This is a genomic window from Bradyrhizobium sp. IC3195 (genome assembly GCF_020193585.1).
Lineage (GTDB): Bacteria > Pseudomonadota > Alphaproteobacteria > Rhizobiales > Xanthobacteraceae > Bradyrhizobium > Bradyrhizobium yuanmingense.
The window spans coordinates 158,205-176,242 of sequence record NZ_JADYVG010000005.1 but is presented as its reverse complement, the minus strand read 5'-3'; the positions used below and the strand labels follow the sequence as shown (position 1 = coordinate 176,242).

Here is an 18,038-nt window from a genome sequence, read left to right as displayed (position 1 = left end):
GCCGATGAACGAAGCAGCTGCGCGCGCGAGCGATGAACCCGTCCTGGTTCGGCCATCACGCGAAAGCGACATCGAGGCGATGCTGGCGATCTACCGCCATCACGTCCGCAGCGGCGTGCCGCGCGATGTCGAAGGAACCGGTGCGCCGGAGCCGGACGATCTGCGCGACCGGCGCAAGAACCTGAAGCAGACCCGCCTGCCGCATCTGGTTGCGACCTGGCGCGGCGAGGTCGTCGGCTATGCCTATGCCGTGCTGTTCCGCAAAAGGCCGGCCTATCGCTACACCGCCAAGCACTCGATCTACGTCCACCACGCCCATCTCGGCCGCGGGGTCGGACGGCTGTTGCTGCAGGAATTGATCGACGCCTGCGCGGCGGCCGGCTTCCGCCAGATGATCGGCTATATCGATGCAGATAACGCGCCCTCGCTGGCGCTGCACGAGCGGTTCGGTTTCGCACGCGCCGGCCTGCTCAGCGGCGTTGCCTACCGCCACGGCCGCTGGTCCGACACCGTCATGGTGCAACGCTCGCTCGGCGCGGGGACGACGACGCCCCCGCCCGTCACGGCACCCGGGCGCTAGTCGCTACGACGGGAAGTCGGCGGGTCTGACATGGATGCGGTCGGCATGCAGTGACCAGTGATGCAACGCCTGGTCCTTGCAGAACCTCGCTTTCGCCCGTTCCCTGGCCTCGTCCTCGTCGGCGGCGTCGATCTCGAGCGTGCCCTGGCAGACCTCGCATTGCCGGCCGTATTCGCCGAGCACGTCCTTCATGAACCTGACGACATAAGTTGACATGGGACCTCCCTGCCTGCCCGCCGGCACTCTAGTCCCATTTAGGCCGGACGGGGAAAGGAGATTTTGACGCGGATCAAGGCTTGTCCAGTCCCGGCGGAAGATTCGTTGCGGAACCTGCCGCGCGGGTTTATGGGCAAATGCCGGTCGCCAATGAGGAACTTGCCTTGCACTTTGTCTCCGATACCGAAGTCACGAAGGCTCTGACCTTTCCGATCCTGATTGCGGCCCTCGAAGAAGCGCATCGCCGGCCGAAGATGGAGGTGCTGGACGCCTTCCTTGGAGACGAGAGGGGGCAATACGTCATCCGCAGCGCCGTCGATCCCGGCCGATACATGGCCAGCAAGATGTTCACCAGCTTTCCAGCCAATCTGGCCGAAGGCAGGATGCCGGCGGTGCAGGCCGTGTGCGTGCTGTTCGACGGCACCAACGGCCGGCCGCTGGCGGCGATGGACGGGACCGAGATCACGCATTGGCGCACCGCAGCCGACTCCGCGTTGGCCACGAAACTGCTCGCCCCGCCCAATCCCGAGACGCTGCTCTGCGTCGGGGCCGGCGAGATGTCCGAATGGCTGATCCGGGGTCATCGCACCGTGCGGCCGTCACTGGAGCGCGTGCTGATCTGGAATCGCAGCCCGGACCGGGGCGTGGATCTCGCTCAGCGCTTGGCGAAGGCCGGCATCAAGGCGGAAGCAATCACGGATCTCGACGCCGCGACGCGCGAGGCCGATGTCATTACCACCTGCACCCGCGCGCATCAGCCGCTGATCAAGGGCCTCAATCTGCGGCCGGGCACGCATCTGGACCTCGTCGGCGGCTACACACCGCAAACCCGGGAGGCTGATGACGAGGCGGCCAAGCGCTCCCGCGTCTTCGTGGACCGGCGGGAATCCGCCTTCCACGGCGTCGGCGACATCCTGCAGCCGATCGCGAGCGGCGCGATCAGCGAGGCAGACGTCCTCGGCGACCTCTACGACCTCGTCGGCGGCCTTGTGCAGGGGCGAACGTCACCGTCCGACATCACGTTCTTCAAGAACGCGGGCGGCGTCCATCTCGACCTCATGACCTGCGAGGCCGTGTTCCAGCAGCTCGGCGCAAAGCTGGGGTAGTGGCCCAGGCTGGCGAGACATGGCCGACGTCAGCCCTCACGCCTTGATGTCGAGGAGCGTGTCTTGCGTCTCGGCGTAGGCCTGAATGACCTTCGCATTGGCAACGAAGCTGTATTTTGCGGTCACCAGCTGAGCGAATTCGCTAGCAAGATCGACATTCGGCGCTGCCACCAGGCCGTCCTGGTTTGCGAAGGAAGCGCTCGGGTCGGATTGCGCGGTATAGCTCGGCGATACCGTCGATACGGTCGCAACCGTACCGCCCGGCGTCGAACCGCTCGACTGGGAGACCTGATCGACCCGCAAGGGCACGTAGGCTGCAGGAAACGTTGGAGCAATGCCCGCACCGGCCGATGCGCTCGACCCGCCTGACGCGGGTAGTGGGCCGGTCGTCCTGATGTTGGCGATATTGCTCGCCGCCACGTTCACGCGCAAACTCGCCGCAGAAAGTCCGGATGTCGCAATCGAAAGTATGCTCATGCTCCCTGATCTACAGGAGAGGTCATACGCGTTCATTCACGCCATCAGTAAAATCCACCGCTCTCCGTTTTCATCCTGATAACCAAGGATCGGCGCGCGACTGGGCTTCGCGCGCCCTACCCCGGCGTCACGCCAAAAGCCTGCTTGAAGCGCTCGGCATAGCGCGGCCAGGCTTCGGGATTGATGATGCGCGGCGGGCGCTTGCCGTCGAGCACATCCAGCACTTGCTCGGCGGCGATCCGGCCCATGTTCTGGCGCGCCTCGATGGTGACGCCTGCCGTGTGCGGGCTCGCCAGCACGTTGTCGAACTGGAGCAGCGGATGCTCCGGCGGCGGCGGCTCCTTGGACCAGACGTCGAGGCCGGCACCGGCGATGCGCTTGTCGCGCAGCGCCTGCAGCAGCGCGTCCTCGTCGTGGATGAAGCCGCGTGCGGTGGTGATGAAATAGGCATGCGGCTGCATCAGCGCGAATTCGCGTGTGCTGATCAAGTTGCGGCTGCCCTTGTTGAGCGGGCATGAGATCGAGACGAAATCGGCGCGGCGCAACAGCTCGTCGAGCTCGACCTTCTCCCCGCCCCGCTCGGCCATCACCTCAGCCGACAAATACGGATCGTAGGCAAGCACTGTCATGCCGAGCAGGCCCTTGCACAAGGCGGCGATGCGCCGGCCGACATTGCCGAGGCCGATGACGCCGACGGTCTTGCCCTCGACCTCGTTGCCGACGAGATCGTTGCGGTTGACGTCGCGCTCGCGGCGCAGCCGGCGATCCGACTGGATGATGCGCTTGGACAGCGTCAGCATCATCGCCAGCGCGTGCTCGGCGACCGAATGGGCGTTGCCGCCGGACTGGTTGACGACTACGACGCCTGCCTCCGTGCAGGCCTCGACGTCGACGGGATCGAAGCCGGCACCGTTGCTGGAGACCAGCAGCAAATTCGGCGTCCGCTTCAGGAAGGCGGCATCGACATGGAAATGCGGGGCGAGCTCATCGCGGGCGGCGCCGACCTGGTAGACGTGGGCAGCGCCGAGGAGCGGGCCATAAACATCCTCAGGGCTTCCATTTTCGATGCGATCGACCCGCACGTCGGACCGCGCCTTCAGGATGTCGATATAGATCGGATTGGCCAAATAATTGGAGTAGACGACGCGCTTGTTGTTGACGGACATCAGGACCCTTCCGCTCGTTCGCGGGAGGTCCGCACGGTCAGCGCGATGCGCGCCCTCCTATGCCCCCTCCCGTGTTCTGGTTGTCGCCGCTTATGCCATGGCGGTGCCGGCCACGGCAGGCCTGCTGGCGCAGATCACGGTGACGGCGCGGACATGTTGACAATCCCGCTGCCCGCGTCAAGTTCGGCAGACCGCCGCGACGGCAAGAACCAAGAAGCATGCGCGGCCCCAGGGAGAGCGCGATGGCGATTGCGGAACAGCAGCCGCAGGGGAGCAGCGACGGAAGCTGGCACGGCATCGTCCTGCAAACCTTGAAGCGGAACGAGATCAACCTGATCCCTTACGTGCCGGACCGCGTGCTGACGCCGCTGATCAAGAACCTGCACGCCGATCCCTTCTTCACCACTTTCGCGACCGCCCGTGAGGAAGAGGCCGTCGGCATCGTCGCCGGCGCCTGGATGGGCGGTCGGCGCGGCGCGGTGCTGATGCAGACCTCCGGCTTTGCGACGCTCGCAAACGTGCTGGCCTCGCTCGCAGTGCCCTACCAGATTCCGCTGATCATGCTCGTCTCTGAGCGCGGCACGCTCGGCGAATTCAACTACGGCCAGTCCCTGGTCTGCCGCACCATGCGACCGGTGCTGGATTCGCTGGCGCTGGAGCATCACACCATCACCCGGCTCGACGAGCTCGAATTCATCGCCGACCGCTCGATCAAGCAGGCCGTCACCACGCAGGCGCCGGTGGCGTTGATCCTCAACCCGCTGCTGACGGGCGGCAAGGTCTTCGACAAGTGAGGCCGACGATGAACACTGGCAACACCAAGGTGATGAACCGCTTCGACGTCACCTCGCGGCTGATCGCGAAGCTGAAGCACGAGGAAGCCGTGATCGGCGGCATCGGCAACACCAATTTCGATCTGTGGGCCGCCGGCCACCGCCCGCAGAACTTCTACATGCTGGGCAGCATGGGACTCGCCTTTCCGATCGCGCTCGGCGTGGCGCTGGCGCAGCCCGACCGCCGCGTCTTCGCGCTCGAAGGCGACGGCTCGCTCCTGATGCAGCTCGGTGCGCTCTCGACGATTGCAGCCTTGAAGCCGAAGAACCTCACGATGATCGTGATGGACAACGGCATCTACCAAATCACCGGGGCGCAGCCGACGCCGGCAGCGAACGTTGCCGACATCGTCGCCATTGCCATTGGCTCTGGTCTTGCGAGCAGCGCCTGGGCCGCGGACGAGGAAGATTTCGAGCGGTTGGTCGACGACGCCATGGCCGCTTCCGAGCCGAGCCTGATCGCGGTCAGGATCGACGACAAGCCCGGCGTGGGCACCACCCGGCGCGACCCCGTGCAGATCCGGGAACGCTTCATGCATGGCCTCGGCGTGCGCGATCCGCTTTAACATTTTTGTCATTAACTACACGGCGATCTGATACGAGCCTCGCGACAACCCGACCAAATTCGTGCTAAGCGACCCGGATGTTCATTCGTACCTTTGCCTGGCTGCTCGCCGCTGCCGTTACGTTCGCCACCCTCGGTCCTCCCGGCCTTCGCCCCCATTCCGACCTCGGTCAGGACGGCGAACATGCGCTTGCCTTCGTCATGGTGGGATTGGCCTTCGGCCTCGCCTATCCACGCCGGCGCCTACTGAGCGCAGCGGCCGCGGTCGTCCTGATCGGCGTTCTCGAGCTGATGCAATTTTGGGCACCCGGCCGTCACGCGCGGCTGGTGGATTTTTTGGTCGATGCTGCCACCGCGTGCCTCGGCTTTGCACTCGCCGCCGCCGCAGACCGGCTACTCTCGCGCTTTCGCACCAGCTCCGCCATGACAAGCGAAGGCCCCGCGGAGTGATGCTCCGCAGGGCCCTGCTCAGCACAAAGAATTGCGTCGATCAGTCGATGATCTTGACCACGCGGCGTGTGCGCGGCTCGACGATCACACGGCGATCGTTCACGACCGCATAGCGATATTCGGTGTAGTTCGGCACGGGCCGCAGCACCACGGTCGGAGGCAGCGGCTCGCCGACCACGACGCGCTCCTGGACCACGACGGAGTCGCTGCGAGGAATTCCGCCGAGGACCGCATTCGGAATTTCGAGACCGGCGCCGACGGCTGCACCCACGGTGCCGCCAACCATTGCACCGATCGGGCCGCCGATGTCGCCACCTGCACGCGCGCCGTCCCTGGCGCCCTGTTCGGTCGTCGACTGAGCAAAGGCTGCGCTCGACGCCAGCAGCGACGCTGCAGCCAACGTAATCGCAAGACGGGTTTTCATGGTGTTTTGTCTCCAGTGATTGTCCTGCGCCTTCAACCCGCGGGGCCGGAGCATTGTTCCGGTTCCCCTGCGACGAAAGATGCATCACTGGACAGTGTTACCGCGTAACAGTTCAGGCCCTGGCGATCTCATGCCCCGCCATCAGTTCCAGCGCCCGCACCATGGCGGAGTGATCCCAGGCCTTGCCGCCATGTGCAGTGCAGGACGAGAACAATTGCTGCGCCACCGCCGTGCTCGGCAGCGACAGGCCGAGTGCACGCGCAGCTTCGAGCGCGAGATTGAGATCCTTCTGGTGCAGCTCGATGCGGAAGCCAGGATCGAAATTGCGCTTCACCATGCGCTCGCCATGCACCTCCAGAATTCGCGAGGACGCGAAGCCGCCCATCAGCGCCTTGCGCACCAGCGCGGGATTCGCACCGGCCTTGGATGCGAACAACAGGGCCTCGCTCACGGCTTCGATGGTGAGCGCGACGATGATCTGGTTGGCAACCTTTGTCGTCTGCCCGTCGCCGTTGGCGCCGACATGCGTGACGTTCTTGCCCATCTTGTCGAAGATCGGCTTCATGGTGCCAAAGGCCCGCTCGGGCCCGCCGACCATGATGGTGAGGCTCGCCGCCTTGGCGCCGACCTCCCCGCCCGACACCGGCGCATCGAGATAATCGGCGCCGAGCGCCTCGATCTTCCTCGCAAACTCCTTCGTCGCCAGCGGCGAGATCGAGCTCATGTCGACGACGATCTTGCCCTTGGAGATGCCGCTAGCGACGCCCTCCTTGCCGAACAGCACGGCCTCCACATGCGGCGTATCCGGCACCATGATGATGACCGCGTCCGCCTGCTCCGCGACCTCCCTGGCCGATGTGCAGGCGATGCCGCCCGCGGACATCAGCTCCGGCGCGATCGGAGCAACGTCACGCAGAAGCACCCGATGGCCCGCAGCCAGCAGATGGCCGGCCATCGGCCGTCCCATGGTGCCAAGTCCGATGAAGCCGATGTTGGTCATGTCTGATTTCTCACAGTTGGAGTAGCAAAACTCATCCGCGCACTCGGTGCACCTCTCCCGCTAGCGGGAGAGGGAGCGCACCGCCGACGTGGCAATATTCTCAGGTCTCAAACGTCTGTGCCGCATGCCACGACAGGCCCTCCAGCGTCGTGGTGCGCGGCTTGTATTCGCAGCCGATCCAGCCGCGATAGCCGATCGCGTCGAGGTGGCGGAACAGGAAGGGATAGTTGATCTCGCCGGTGCCGGGCTCGTGACGGCCGGGATTGTCGGCAAGTTGGACGTGAGCAATCTGAGGCAGATATTCCTGCATGGTGCGGGCGAGATCGCCTTCCATGATCTGCATGTGGTAGATGTCGTACTGGATGAAGAGGTTGTTCGATCTCACCTCGGAGATCAGCTGCACCGCCTGCTCGGTGCCGTTGAGGAAGAAGCCGGGAATGTCGAGCGTGTTGATGGGCTCGACCAATAGCTTGATGTTCTCTCGCGCCAGCGACGAAGCTGCAAAACGCAGATTCCCGACCAGCGTCTCCCGAAGCTCGTGCGGATCGGCGTCGACAGGGGCGATGCCGACGAGGCAGTTGAGCTGCTCGCAATCGAGCGCCCTGGCATAATCGATCGCGCGGAACACGCCGTCGCGGAATTCGGCGATGCGGTCGGGCAGGATCGCAATGCCGCGCTCGCCCCCCGCCCAGTTGCCGGCGGGGAGATTGTGTAGCACCTGCGTCAAGCCATGCGCCTCGAGCTGCTCGCGCAGCTGCGCCTTGTCGAAATCATAGGGGAAGAGATATTCGACCCCGGCAAAGCCCGCCGCCTTCGCCGCCGCAAAGCGGTCGAGGAACGGCATCTCGTTGAAGAGCATGGTGAGATTGGCGGCAAATTTCGGCATGGTGCTTCTTCCCCTATTCCGCCGGCTGCAGCACGCGCGTGGTCTCGACTTCGTCGAGCGGAAGGTCCAGCACCTCCTCGAACTCGACGATGTTGTCGATCTCCGCGCCCATCGCGATGTTGGTGACCCGTTCGAGGATGAACTCGACCACCACAGGCACGCGGTGCTTGGCCATCAATTCGCGGGCGGTCGCAAACGCTGCCTGCGTGTCCTTCGGGTCGGTGACGCGGATGGCCTTGCAGCCGAGGCCTTCGGCGACCGCGACATGGTCGACGCCGTAGACGCCGATCTCGGGCGCGTTGATGTTCTCGAAGGAGAGCTGGACGTGATAGTCCATGTCGAAGCCGCGCTGGGCCTGTCGGATCAGGCCGAGATAGGAATTGTTCACGACGACGTGGATGTAGGGCAGATTGAACTGCGCGCCGACCGCGAGCTCCTCGATCAGGAACTGGAAATCGTAGTCGCCGGAGAGCGCGACGATCTCGCGCTCCGGGCACGCCGCGCGCACGCCGAGCGCGGCCGGCAGCGTCCAGCCGAGCGGCCCCGCCTGCCCGGCATTGATCCAGTTGCGGGGCTTGTAGACGCCGAGGAACTGCGCGCCGGCGATCTGCGACAGGCCGATCACGGTGACATAGGTGGTGTCGCGGCCGAACGCCTTGTTCATTTCCTCGTAGACGCGCTGCGGCTTGATCGGGACGTTGTCGAAATGGCTCTTGCGCAGCATCGTCTTCTTGCGGTCGCGGCAGGCCGCAGGCCACGCCTGGCGCTCGCGGAGCCTGCCTGACCGCCGCCACTCCCTGGCGACGGCGACGAACAGTTCGAGCGCGGCCTTTGCGTCCGAGACGATGCCGAGATCGGGATTGAACACGCGCCCGATCTGCGTCGGCTCGATGTCCACGTGAACGAATTTGCGACCCTTGGTGTAGGTCTCGACCGAGCCGGTGTGGCGGTTGGCCCAGCGATTGCCGATGCCGAGCACGAAGTCGGACTCCAGCAGCGTGGCATTACCATAGCGGTGGCTGGTCTGGAGACCCACCATGCCGGCCATCAGCACGTGATCATCGGGGATCGCGCCCCATCCCATCAGCGTCGGCACGACGGGTATGTTGGCGATTTCGGCGAACTCGACCAGCAGATCCGAGGCGTCGGCGTTGATGATGCCGCCGCCCGCGACGATCAGCGGCCGTTCGGCGGCGTTGAGCATCTCCAGCGCCTTCTCGACCTGCTTGCGCGTCGCGGCGGGCTTATAGACCGGCAGCGGCTCGTAGGTCTCGTCATCGAACTCGATCTCGGCGAGCTGCACGTCGAGGGGCATGTCGATCAGCACCGGCCCCGGCCTGCCTGAGCGCATCACGTGAAAGGCTTGGCTGAACACACGCGGCACCAGCGCCGGCTCACGTACCGTCAGTGCCCACTTCGTGACAGGCTTTGCAATCGACTCGATGTCGACCGCCTGGAAATCCTCCTTGTAGAGCCGCGCGCGCGGCGCCTGCCCCGTAATGCAGAGGATCGGGATGGAATCGGCGATCGCGGAGTAAAGACCGGTGATCATGTCGGTGCCAGCCGGCCCGGAGGTGCCGATACAGACCCCGATATTGCCGGCCTTGGCGCGTGTATAGCCTTCGGCCATGTGCGAAGCGCCCTCGACATGGCGCGCCAGGATGTGGCGGATCGAGCCGCGCTTCTTCAGCGCCGAGTAAAGTGGATTGATTGCAGCGCCGGGAACACCGAAGGCCGTCGATATACCTTCCTTCTCCAGGATACGCACGGCCGCATCGACAGCTCGCATCTTCGCCATATCGGACCTCGCTCAAATTGCGTCAGCGAGCGAGATCATCAGATACGCAGAAGCCGATCTCAACGAGACCGATTTTATTTTCCACGATGCGGCAACCACGAGAAAATCGTGGACGTGTCAATCGGTTAGATCAACAGATGCGTGAAAGCAGCTCACTCGAACAGCGGCACCAGCTGCATCTGCGGCACCAGCACGAGTCCCTTATCGGTGATGCGAATTTCCGGAATGACCGATAGCGGAATCAAATTGAAGCCCATGTACGGGATGGTGCAGCCGGCCTCGACCCATTCCTTCTTCAGCACCTTCACCTCTTCCGCCACTTCGGTGACACGCTTGTCGGACAGGAGTCCTGCGATCGGCAGCGGAACCAGCGCCCTCACCTCGCCGTCGGCGACGACGCAGACGCCGCCCTGCCGCTCCTTGATGGCGGCGATGGCGACCTGCATGTCGCCCTCGTTGGTGCCAGCGACGATGAGATTGTGGCTGTCGTGTCCGACGCTGGAGGCGACCGCGCCGCGCTTCAGGCCGAAATCCTTCAAGAGGCCATGGGCGACGTTGCCCGCGGATTGGCCATGACGCTCGACCACCGCGACGAAGCAGAGGCCATAGCGCGCGAACAGCGACGGCCAGTCTTTTGCGGGTTCGATCGCGACCTTCTCGTGGATCAGCGTGATGCCAGGCAGCGCGGTCTTGATGGCGTTGACGGCGCAGGCCTTGGCCGGCAATTCGGGCGTCAGCTTCATCGTCTGCGGCAGCTTGACGGTCGCATAGGCTCCCTTGGGATATTGGTAGCGATGCGACAGCGCCTGATCGAGACGCGGGGTGATCTTGCCGTGCTCGACCACGAGCTCGCCACCATACCAGGTGCATTGTGGCTCGAGCTGATCGTCCATCAGCACGAGATCGGCGCGGCGGCCGCCGCCAAGCCCGCCGATATCGCCTTCCATCCCGAAGCGGGTCGCGCCATGCAGAGAGCCCATTGACCAGGCCTGCTCGGGCGACATCCCCGCCTTCACGGCTTCCCGCACGACCCAGTCGAGACCGAACAGCAGGAGATCATCGGCGTCACGATCGTCCGTGCACACGGCGGTGCGTTTGTGCGAGGCCCCGAGCTCGGTGATTGTTCGGATCGCTTGCGGCAGCGAGTGCCAGGGCGTAGTCGGCGGTCCCCCGCGCAAAAACACCCAGACGCCGGCATCGAGCAGGTCATCGGCGATGTCGCGGTCGATCGCCTCATGGGTGTCGGTGACGCCGGATGCCGCATAGGCCGCAACGAATTCGCGGCCGTAGACATGCCCGGAAACGGGACGCCCCCGCTTCAAGGCTGCGGAGAGGATGGCATGGCTGCGCTCGTCGCCCATCGTGACAGGCACGAAATCCATCTTCTCGCCAAGCGCCACCGCTTCGGGCCAGCGATCGAACAGACCGGCGATTTTGTCCGGCGTGAGGTCGCCGCCCGCCGTCTCCAGTTCAGCCGAGGTCGCGGGAACCGTGCTCGGCACGGTCAAGAAGATCGACAGCGGCGCCTCGCGCGCATCTTCCAGCATCGCCTCCACACCGGCGACGTCCATGACGTTGCCGATCTCGTGGCTGTCGCAGAAGATCGTGGTGGTGCCGTTCAGCAACGCAGCCTCGGCATAGGCGCAGGCCGTCACCATCGAGGATTCGATGTGGATGTGCGGATCGACGAGGCCGGGCGCGATGATGCCACCGGCGGCGTCATACAGCGGAACATCGCTCCAGGCTTTCTTGGCTGTGCCTGCCGGTTTCACCGCCGCGATGCGGCCGCCTGTGATCCAGACTTCCCGCCCCTGATGAATGCGCTCCGAATAGGTCGAGAGCACCCGCGCCCCCGTGACGACGAGATCCGGCGCGACGCGGGCCGACGCAACATCGGCCAAGCGCCGCGTCATGCTGTGCAGGGGAGCAACGGTGAAGCGGGTGAGTTTGGTCATCGGGGCTCTCACGGATATTGGACAGCCCAGCGATGGTTGCCCCCGACGGCGGCAGGGGCAACTCAAATAAAACGGCACCTTTGCTTACGCATTGGGCAAACTGGCCGTTGATGAGTTCCGCTAGTCCTCATTCGCCTTGAACCGCCCGAGCCCCTTCAAGACGAAGGGTGCCACCAGCGCGATCAGCGCGACGCCGAGGAGCGTCGCCGAGATCGGGCTCTGCAGCAGCGTCATGGGATCGCCGAGGCTGATCGCGAGCGCGCGGCGGAGCTGGCTTTCGGCAATCGGGCCCAGGATCAGGCCGACGACGACGGGCGCGATCGGGAAATCGAACCGGCGCATCAGGAAGCCGAGCACACCGAAGCCGGCCAGCATCGACAATTCCACCACGGACGGCTTTGCCGCGATCGTGCCCATGGTCGCGAACACGAGGATGCCGGCATAGAGCCAGGGCTGCGGGATCGCGAGCAGCCGCACCCATAGGCCGACCAGCGGCAGGTTGAGCACCAGCAGCATCATGTTGGCGATGAAAAGACTTGCGATCAGACCCCACACGAGGTCGGGCCGCTCGGCGAACAGCAGCGGGCCCGGATTGAGGCCGTATTGCTGGAAGCCCGCCAGCATCATCGCGGCGGTCGCCGAGGTCGGCAGGCCTAGCGTCAGCAGCGGCACCAGCGTGCCGGCGGCGGAGGCGTTGTTGGCGGCTTCGGGGCCGGCGACCCCTTCGATCGCGCCCTTGCCGAATTCTTCGGGATGCTTCGTCAGCCGCTTCTCGGTCGAATAGGACAGGAAGGTCGGGATCTCCGCGCCGCCGGCCGGGAGCGCACCGATCGGGAAACCGAACATGGTCCCGCGCAGCCATGGCTTCCAAGACCGCTTCCAGTCCTCCTTGGTCATCCACAGCGAGCCGCGCACCGGCTCCAGCTTCTCCTCGGTGTGGTGGCGGCGCGATGCGACGTAGAGTGCCTCGCCCACCGCGAACAGGCCGACCGCGAGCGTTGTGACTTCAACGCCGTCGAGCAATTCAGGAACGCCGAACGCAAGCCGCGCCTGACCGGTCAACTTGTCGATGCCGACGAGACCGAGCGTCAAACCGATGAACAGGCTGGTCAGGCCGCGGATTGGGGAATCGCCGAAGGTCGCCGACACCGTGACGAAGGCAACGCACATCAGCGCGAAATAATCCTCCGGACCGAAGCGCACGGCGACATCGACCAGCCATGGCGCAAGGAAAGCCAAGCCAATGGTGGCGATGGTGCCGGCGACGAAGGAACCGATTGCGGAGGTCGCAAGCGCCGGCCCGCCGCGGCCGGCCTTGGCCATCTTGTTGCCTTCGAGCGCGGTCGCCATCGAGGCGCTTTCACCCGGCGTGTTGATGAGGATCGCTGTGGTCGATCCGCCGTACATGCCGCCATAATAGATGCCGGCGAACATGATCAGCGAACCGCCGGGGTCGAGCTTGTAGGTCACTGGCAGCAGCAGCGCGACCGTCAATGCCGGGCCGATGCCGGGCAGAACGCCCACGGCCGTGCCGAGGAACACGCCGATCAGCGCGTAAAGCAGGTTCATCGGCTGGACGGCGACCGCCATGCCGTGAGCCAGCGCGGCAAAGGTATCCATCACAGCAGTCGCTCCAGCGGGCCGGCAGGCAGGCTCAGCGTCAACAACCGGTCGAACGCGAGATAGATGAGGGTCGACATCACGAGAGCGATGATGGCGTCGATGAGGATGGCACGGCGCCCGAAGGCCGCCGAGGTCGTCACGAACAGGGCCGAGGTCGCCAGGATGAAGCCGCCGCCAAAGCCGATGATGGCGATCAGCAGCGCCAGACCGACGAGGATCAGAACCACAGGCACGGGATCGGCGCTTTCGCGTGCCGGCAGATTGCCGCGCAGTGTGTCGATGAAATTGCCGATCGCAAGCAGCGCAAGGCCGCAGGCGACCACAACCGGCATCGCCTCCGGCCCCATCCCGTACATCGCGGCGGATTGCAGGCCGCGCGCGTCCCAGACCAGCACGGCGGCGAGCACCGCAAGCGATGCCGCGATGACGAGACCGGCGCGGTCGACGCGCCGCGGCGGCTGGACGGGATCGCCCGAGGTCATGACTTGACCAAGCCGACCGATTTCAGCACGTCGGTGACCCGGGCCGTTTCCTTCTTCAGGAAGTCGGCAAAAGCGTCGCCGCCCAGATAGGCGTCCTCCCAGCCTTTTTGCTTGAGGATCTCCTTCCAGGCGTCAGACTTCACCATCTTCTCGACCGCATCGCTCAAGGTCTTGCGCTGCTCCGGCGTGATGCCGGGAGGCGCGACCACCGAACGCCAATTGGCGATCACGAGGTCGATGCCCTGCTCCTTGAACGTGGGGATGTCGTTGCCTGCGATGCGCTTCTCCGAGGTCACGCCGATCGCGCGCAGCTTGCCGGACTTGATCTGCCCTTCATATTCGCTGAGCCCCGAAATGCCCGCGGTGACCTTGCCGCCGAGGATCGCCGCCAGCGACTCGCCGCCGCCGGAGAACGGGATGTAATTGATCTTCTTGGCGTCGGCACCGACGGCGCCGGCGAACAAGGCCGCCATCACATGGTCGACGCCGCCGGCCGAACCGCCGGCAAAGGTGACCTTGGCGATATCGGCCTTCACCGCGGCGGCCAGATCCTGCGCAGTCTTGATCGGTGAGTTCGCGGGAACCACGATCACCTGGATTTCCTCGGTCAGGCGCGCGATCGGCGTCACCTGCTCCAGCGTCACCGGCGACTTGTTCATGGCGAGCGCGCCGACCATGACGAAGCCGTTGACCATCATCTGGTTGCCGTCGCCCTTGGCGCCGTTGACGAACTGCGCGATGCCGACGCTGCCACCTGCACCGGGAACATTGGTGACCTGCACGCTGCGGGCGACGCCCGCAGCCACCAGCGCCTGCTGCATCGAGCGCGCGGTCTGGTCCCAGCCTCCGCCCGGAGCCGCCGGCGCCATCAGCTTGAGCTCGAGCTGCTGGGCAAAGCCCGGATTGGCTGCCGCCAGAGTCAACGCGACGGCTGCGCCGACAAGGCGCACGGGAAATCGGAACATGTGGGCATCTCCAGGCTCATGCGGACGTTTGCCGCATTGTGTCGTTTGGTCGCATATCAACCAAAACGGCCGATGCTGTCCAGTGACATGCCTCAGGGTTTTTGGTCACGGGGCGCCGGGATCACCCCGCCGAGCGCGGCAGTCAGTTCCGCCGCGACGTCCCGGACGATCTGGCCGATCTCCGGCAACCGTTCGTCGGTGACGCGGCTCGTCAGGCCGGAAACAGAGATCGCCGCAAGCGGTTCTGCCAGCGCGTTGTATACCACCGCGGCGACGCAGCGCAGGCCGATCTGCGCCTCCTCATCGTCGACGGCAAAGCCCTGTTTGCGGATTTTCTCGAGCTCCCTGAACAGGTCGCTCGGGCGCACGATCGACTTCTCGGTCAGGCGGGGCATGCCGTGATGACGGATGACGGCGCCGACATCCTCGTCTGAATAGGTTGCGAGCACCGCTTTGCCGACGCCGGAGGTCACCATGGGGACGCGGCCGCCGACCTTGGTCAGCGAGCGCATGATCTCGCGGCTTTCCATACGGGTCAGCACGATGATGAACTCATCGTCGACCACGGCGAGATTGGCCGTCTCGCGGGTGAGATCGCGCAGCTTGCGCAAATATGGAATCGCCTGTGCGGAGAAATTGCGTCGCCGCGCAAAGCTGGCGCCAACCGTGAAGCTGCGCACCCCGACATGCCATTTGGATTCGCCACGGTCGAACTGCACGAAGCGGCGGCTTTCGAGCGTTGCGAGCAGCCGGTGCACGGTGGACGCCGACAGGCCGGTGCGGATCGCGAGATCGCTCAGACGATAGCCTTCGTCGTCCTCGGCCAGCGTCTCGATGATCGACAGCGCGCGGTCGACCGATTGCACGCCACCGTCGCGGCTCTCGTGATCGGCCTCCGAGGCCGATTTGGGCTCGAGCGATTTGCGCCGGATCACGTTCTTGCTCATCGCGACCTGCATTTCTTCTCTTCCCCTCTCCCGCTTGCGGGGCCGAGACGAGCAACGCTCGCTCTGAAAGGGTCAGGGTGAGAGGGAGCTTCCGCAAGGACAGTGGCAATTGGACTCGCGGAAGCTCCCCCTCGCCCGGAATTTGCTGTGCAAATTCCGGCCTCTCCCCGCAAGCGGGGAGAGGTGAACGCAAGCTCAGAGCAGCCCTGCCCCGCGCGCCCACTTGTACTTGGCGCCAAGCACCTCGACCGGTAGCTCGGTCGAATAGGCGTAAGCCGGGATGCCGTTCTGATAGAGATATTCGGCGGCCTCCTCGACCTCGACGTCGCCAGCGAGCGAGGCAACCATCGGCTTCACAAAACCCTTGGCCTCCATCTCCTTCTTCACCTCGACCATGTTGCGAGCGAACACCATCGGCGGCGTGACGATGGTGTGCCAATAGCCGAGGATCAGCGCGTGGATGCGCTCATCCGACAGGCCGAGCTTCACGGTGTTGACGTAGGTGATCGGCGGTTCGCCGCCGGTGATATCCACGGGATTGCCGGCAGCACCGAACGGCGGGATGAACTTGCGGAAGGCCGCATCGAGATCCGGCGGCATCGACATCAGCGACAGGCCGTTATCGACGCAGGAGTCCGACAGCAGCACGCCCGAGCCGCCGGCACCGGTGATGATGAGAACGTTCTCGCCCTTCGGCGTCGGCAGCACCGGTACGCCGCGGGCGAATTCGAGCAACTGGCGAAGTGAGCGGGCACGGATCACGCCGGACTGCTTGAACACGTCCTCATAGATGCGATCGTTTCCGGCGAGCGCGCCGGTGTGGGACGACGCCGCCTTCGCGCCGGCCGAGGTCCGGCCGGCCTTGAGCACCACCACCGGCTTCTTCTTGGACACGCGCTTTGCGGCTTCCGCGAAGGCGCGGCCGTCCTTGAGGTCTTCGCAGTGCTGGGCGATCAGATTGGTGTTCGGGTCCTGCTCGAAGAAGGCGAGCAGATCGTCCTCGTCGATATCGGACTTGTTGCCGAGGCCGACGATCGCGGACACGCCCATCTTGGCCGAGCGCGAGAAGCCGATGATGGCCATGCCGATGCCGCCCGACTGCGACGACAGCGCCGCATGGCCCTTGACGTCATAGGCGGTGCAGAAGGTCGCGCAGAGATTGGCGGGCGTATAATAGAAGCCGTAGATGTTCGGCCCCATCAGACGGATGTCGTACTTCTTGCCGACCTCGACGATCTCGGCCTGCAGCTCCGGCGCACCGGCTTCAGCGAAGCCCGACGGGATCAGCACCGCGCCCGGGATCTTCTTCTCGCCGCATTCGGTCAGCGCGGCCGCGACGAATTTCGCGGGGATTGCGAACACCGCGACGTCGATCACACCAGGCACGTCCTTGACGCTCTTGTAGGCCTTGTAGCCGAGGATCTCGGCGGCCTTGGGATGGATCGGATAGATCTCACCCTTGTAGCCGCCGTTGATGAGGTTCTTCATCACGGAATTGCCGATCTTGCCGTCCTCCGCGGAGGCGCCGACCACGGCGACCGCCTTCGGCTGCATGATGCGGTTCATCGCCGCGACGATCTCATCGGTCGGACGCGGCTTCGGCTTGGGCTTGTAGGCGAAGTCGACCACGATGCGGACGTCTGCGGCCGTGGCATCCTTCGGCGTCGCGAACACCGGGTTGAGGTCGAGCTCGACGATCTCAGGGAAATCGGTGACGAGCTGCGAGACCTTGACGATGACGTCGGCGAGCGCGTTGCGGTTCACCGGCTCGCCGCCGCGCACGCCTTTCAGGATCTCGTGCGCCTGGATGCCGTCGAGCATCGAGAGCGCGTCTTCCTTGGTCGCCGGCGCGAGGCGGAAGGTGATGTCCTTGAGCACCTCGACGAGCACGCCGCCGAGGCCGAAGGCGACCAGCTTGCCGAACGAGCCGTCGGTGATCGAGCCGACGATGACCTCGGTTCCGCCGGCCAACATCTGCTGCACCTGCACACCTTCGATCTTGGCATCGGACTTATATTTCTTTGCGTTGCCGAGGATGGTCTCGTAGGCCTTCTCGGCCTCCTCGGTCGTCTTGAGGCCGACGATGACGCCGCCGGCTTCGGTTTTGTGGAGAATGTCCGGCGAGACGATCTTCATCACGACGGGGAAGCCCATGGACGAAGCCATCTTGCCGGCCTCGCCCGCCGACTTGGCCACGCCCTCCTTCGGCACCGGAATGCCGTAGGCGTCGCAGACCAGCTTGCCTTCCGGGGCCGTCAGGCTGGTGCGATTGTCCGCCTTGACCTGGTCAAGCACCTTGCGGACGGCATCTTTGGAATTGGACATGTGGCTTCTCCCTTGACCTCAGTTCGTTCTTTTCAAAGCGCGCGCGTGTTTGCGGCTGCCCATGATGCTTGCCATTCGCCGCGCTCTGTTCCATGCGGCGGTACGGAGTGGCATAAGCCTCAAGACTACTCCGCCGGCATGGATCAAAAATGGCTGGCGATGGCATTTGGTATGCCAGAAGCCAACTTGTCAAGCTGGTGCATGGCCTAGAAGGCCGCAAAAAATAGGCAGCTTGACATT

At 64.7% G+C, this 18,038-nt stretch carries 18 protein-coding genes; 5 read left to right on the top strand and 13 right to left on the bottom strand.

What is annotated here, in order from left to right; translation table 11 throughout:
• Positions 1 to 4: 4 nt before the first annotated feature.
• Positions 5 to 580 (top strand): GNAT family N-acetyltransferase, encoded by a 576-nt coding sequence (locus tag I6F09_RS13450; protein ID WP_036023349.1) that lies wholly within the window; start codon positions 5 to 7, stop codon positions 578 to 580.
• Between the two features lie 3 nt (positions 581 to 583).
• Here I6F09_RS13450 and I6F09_RS13445 read toward each other — a convergent pair whose 3' ends face one another.
• Positions 584 to 796 carry a hypothetical protein gene (locus tag I6F09_RS13445; RefSeq protein ID WP_036005605.1) on the bottom strand — a complete coding sequence of 71 codons (213 nt, stop codon included), beginning with the start codon at positions 794 to 796 and terminating at the stop codon, positions 584 to 586.
• A 164-nt stretch (positions 797 to 960) separates the two neighbouring features.
• Between I6F09_RS13445 and I6F09_RS13440 the strand changes: the two genes are divergently transcribed.
• A complete protein-coding gene (locus tag I6F09_RS13440; protein WP_225188248.1) occupies positions 961 to 1,902 on the top strand; it encodes a dehydrogenase in 942 nt (313 codons plus the stop codon).
• Between the two features lie 36 nt (positions 1,903 to 1,938).
• On the opposite strand, the gene I6F09_RS13435 is transcribed toward I6F09_RS13440, so the two are convergent.
• Together I6F09_RS13435 and I6F09_RS13430 are read right to left on the bottom strand one after the other, a co-directional pair.
• Positions 1,939 to 2,379 carry a flagellar basal body rod C-terminal domain-containing protein gene (locus I6F09_RS13435; RefSeq protein ID WP_225188334.1) on the bottom strand — a complete coding sequence of 147 codons (441 nt, stop codon included), beginning with the start codon at positions 2,377 to 2,379 and terminating at the stop codon, positions 1,939 to 1,941.
• Positions 2,380 to 2,495: 116 nt separating this feature from the next.
• Positions 2,496 to 3,545, bottom strand: a complete 1,050-nt coding sequence (locus tag I6F09_RS13430) for a hydroxyacid dehydrogenase (RefSeq protein ID WP_036023381.1) — start codon at positions 3,543 to 3,545, stop codon at positions 2,496 to 2,498.
• Between the two features lie 242 nt (positions 3,546 to 3,787).
• On the opposite strand from I6F09_RS13430, the gene I6F09_RS13425 reads away from it, so the two are divergent.
• The 3 genes from I6F09_RS13425 to I6F09_RS13415 all read left to right on the top strand — a co-directional run bounded on the left by I6F09_RS13425 (position 3,788) and on the right by I6F09_RS13415 (position 5,393).
• Positions 3,788 to 4,339: a thiamine pyrophosphate-binding protein gene (locus I6F09_RS13425; RefSeq protein ID WP_036005614.1), complete on the top strand. Its 552-nt coding sequence runs from the start codon at positions 3,788 to 3,790 to the stop codon at positions 4,337 to 4,339.
• 8 nt (positions 4,340 to 4,347) lie between these two features.
• The gene (locus I6F09_RS13420; RefSeq protein ID WP_225111779.1) at positions 4,348 to 4,944 is read left to right on the top strand and encodes a thiamine pyrophosphate-dependent enzyme; all 597 of its coding nucleotides are present in this window, start codon (positions 4,348 to 4,350) and stop codon (positions 4,942 to 4,944) included.
• Between the two features lie 77 nt (positions 4,945 to 5,021).
• Positions 5,022 to 5,393 (top strand): antibiotic resistance protein VanZ, encoded by a 372-nt coding sequence (locus tag I6F09_RS13415; protein WP_036005619.1) that lies wholly within the window; start codon positions 5,022 to 5,024, stop codon positions 5,391 to 5,393.
• 40 nt (positions 5,394 to 5,433) lie between these two features.
• On the opposite strand, the gene I6F09_RS13410 is transcribed toward I6F09_RS13415, so the two are convergent.
• The 10 genes from I6F09_RS13410 to I6F09_RS13365 form a co-directional block, all read right to left on the bottom strand.
• Positions 5,434 to 5,817 carry a DUF1236 domain-containing protein gene (locus I6F09_RS13410; protein ID WP_036005622.1) on the bottom strand — a complete coding sequence of 128 codons (384 nt, stop codon included), beginning with the start codon at positions 5,815 to 5,817 and terminating at the stop codon, positions 5,434 to 5,436.
• Positions 5,818 to 5,929: 112 nt separating this feature from the next.
• Positions 5,930 to 6,817: a 2-hydroxy-3-oxopropionate reductase gene (locus I6F09_RS13405; RefSeq protein WP_225145963.1), complete on the bottom strand. Its 888-nt coding sequence runs from the start codon at positions 6,815 to 6,817 to the stop codon at positions 5,930 to 5,932.
• A gap of 100 nt (positions 6,818 to 6,917) precedes the next feature.
• Positions 6,918 to 7,703: a hydroxypyruvate isomerase gene (gene hyi, locus I6F09_RS13400; protein ID WP_036005630.1), complete on the bottom strand. Its 786-nt coding sequence runs from the start codon at positions 7,701 to 7,703 to the stop codon at positions 6,918 to 6,920.
• 13 nt (positions 7,704 to 7,716) lie between these two features.
• Positions 7,717 to 9,501 (bottom strand): glyoxylate carboligase, encoded by a 1,785-nt coding sequence (gcl, locus tag I6F09_RS13395; RefSeq protein WP_225145965.1) that lies wholly within the window; start codon positions 9,499 to 9,501, stop codon positions 7,717 to 7,719.
• A gap of 152 nt (positions 9,502 to 9,653) precedes the next feature.
• Positions 9,654 to 11,456 carry an adenine deaminase C-terminal domain-containing protein gene (locus I6F09_RS13390; protein WP_225145966.1) on the bottom strand — a complete coding sequence of 601 codons (1,803 nt, stop codon included), beginning with the start codon at positions 11,454 to 11,456 and terminating at the stop codon, positions 9,654 to 9,656.
• Positions 11,457 to 11,576: 120 nt separating this feature from the next.
• Positions 11,577 to 13,076: a tripartite tricarboxylate transporter permease gene (locus I6F09_RS13385; protein ID WP_036023341.1), complete on the bottom strand. Its 1,500-nt coding sequence runs from the start codon at positions 13,074 to 13,076 to the stop codon at positions 11,577 to 11,579.
• Positions 13,076 to 13,561: a tripartite tricarboxylate transporter TctB family protein gene (locus I6F09_RS13380; protein WP_225188247.1), complete on the bottom strand. Its 486-nt coding sequence runs from the start codon at positions 13,559 to 13,561 to the stop codon at positions 13,076 to 13,078. The genes I6F09_RS13385 and I6F09_RS13380 overlap by 1 nt, the downstream gene beginning before the upstream one ends.
• A complete protein-coding gene (locus tag I6F09_RS13375) occupies positions 13,558 to 14,526 on the bottom strand; it encodes a tripartite tricarboxylate transporter substrate binding protein (protein WP_225111777.1) in 969 nt (322 codons plus the stop codon). The genes I6F09_RS13380 and I6F09_RS13375 overlap by 4 nt, the downstream gene beginning before the upstream one ends.
• 92 nt (positions 14,527 to 14,618) lie before the next feature.
• Positions 14,619 to 15,473: an IclR family transcriptional regulator gene (locus I6F09_RS13370; protein ID WP_225188333.1), complete on the bottom strand. Its 855-nt coding sequence runs from the start codon at positions 15,471 to 15,473 to the stop codon at positions 14,619 to 14,621.
• 195 nt (positions 15,474 to 15,668) lie between these two features.
• Positions 15,669 to 17,798, bottom strand: coding sequence for an acetate--CoA ligase family protein (locus tag I6F09_RS13365; protein WP_036005664.1), 2,130 nt, complete (start codon positions 17,796 to 17,798; stop codon positions 15,669 to 15,671).
• Positions 17,799 to 18,038: the final 240 nt, after the last annotated feature.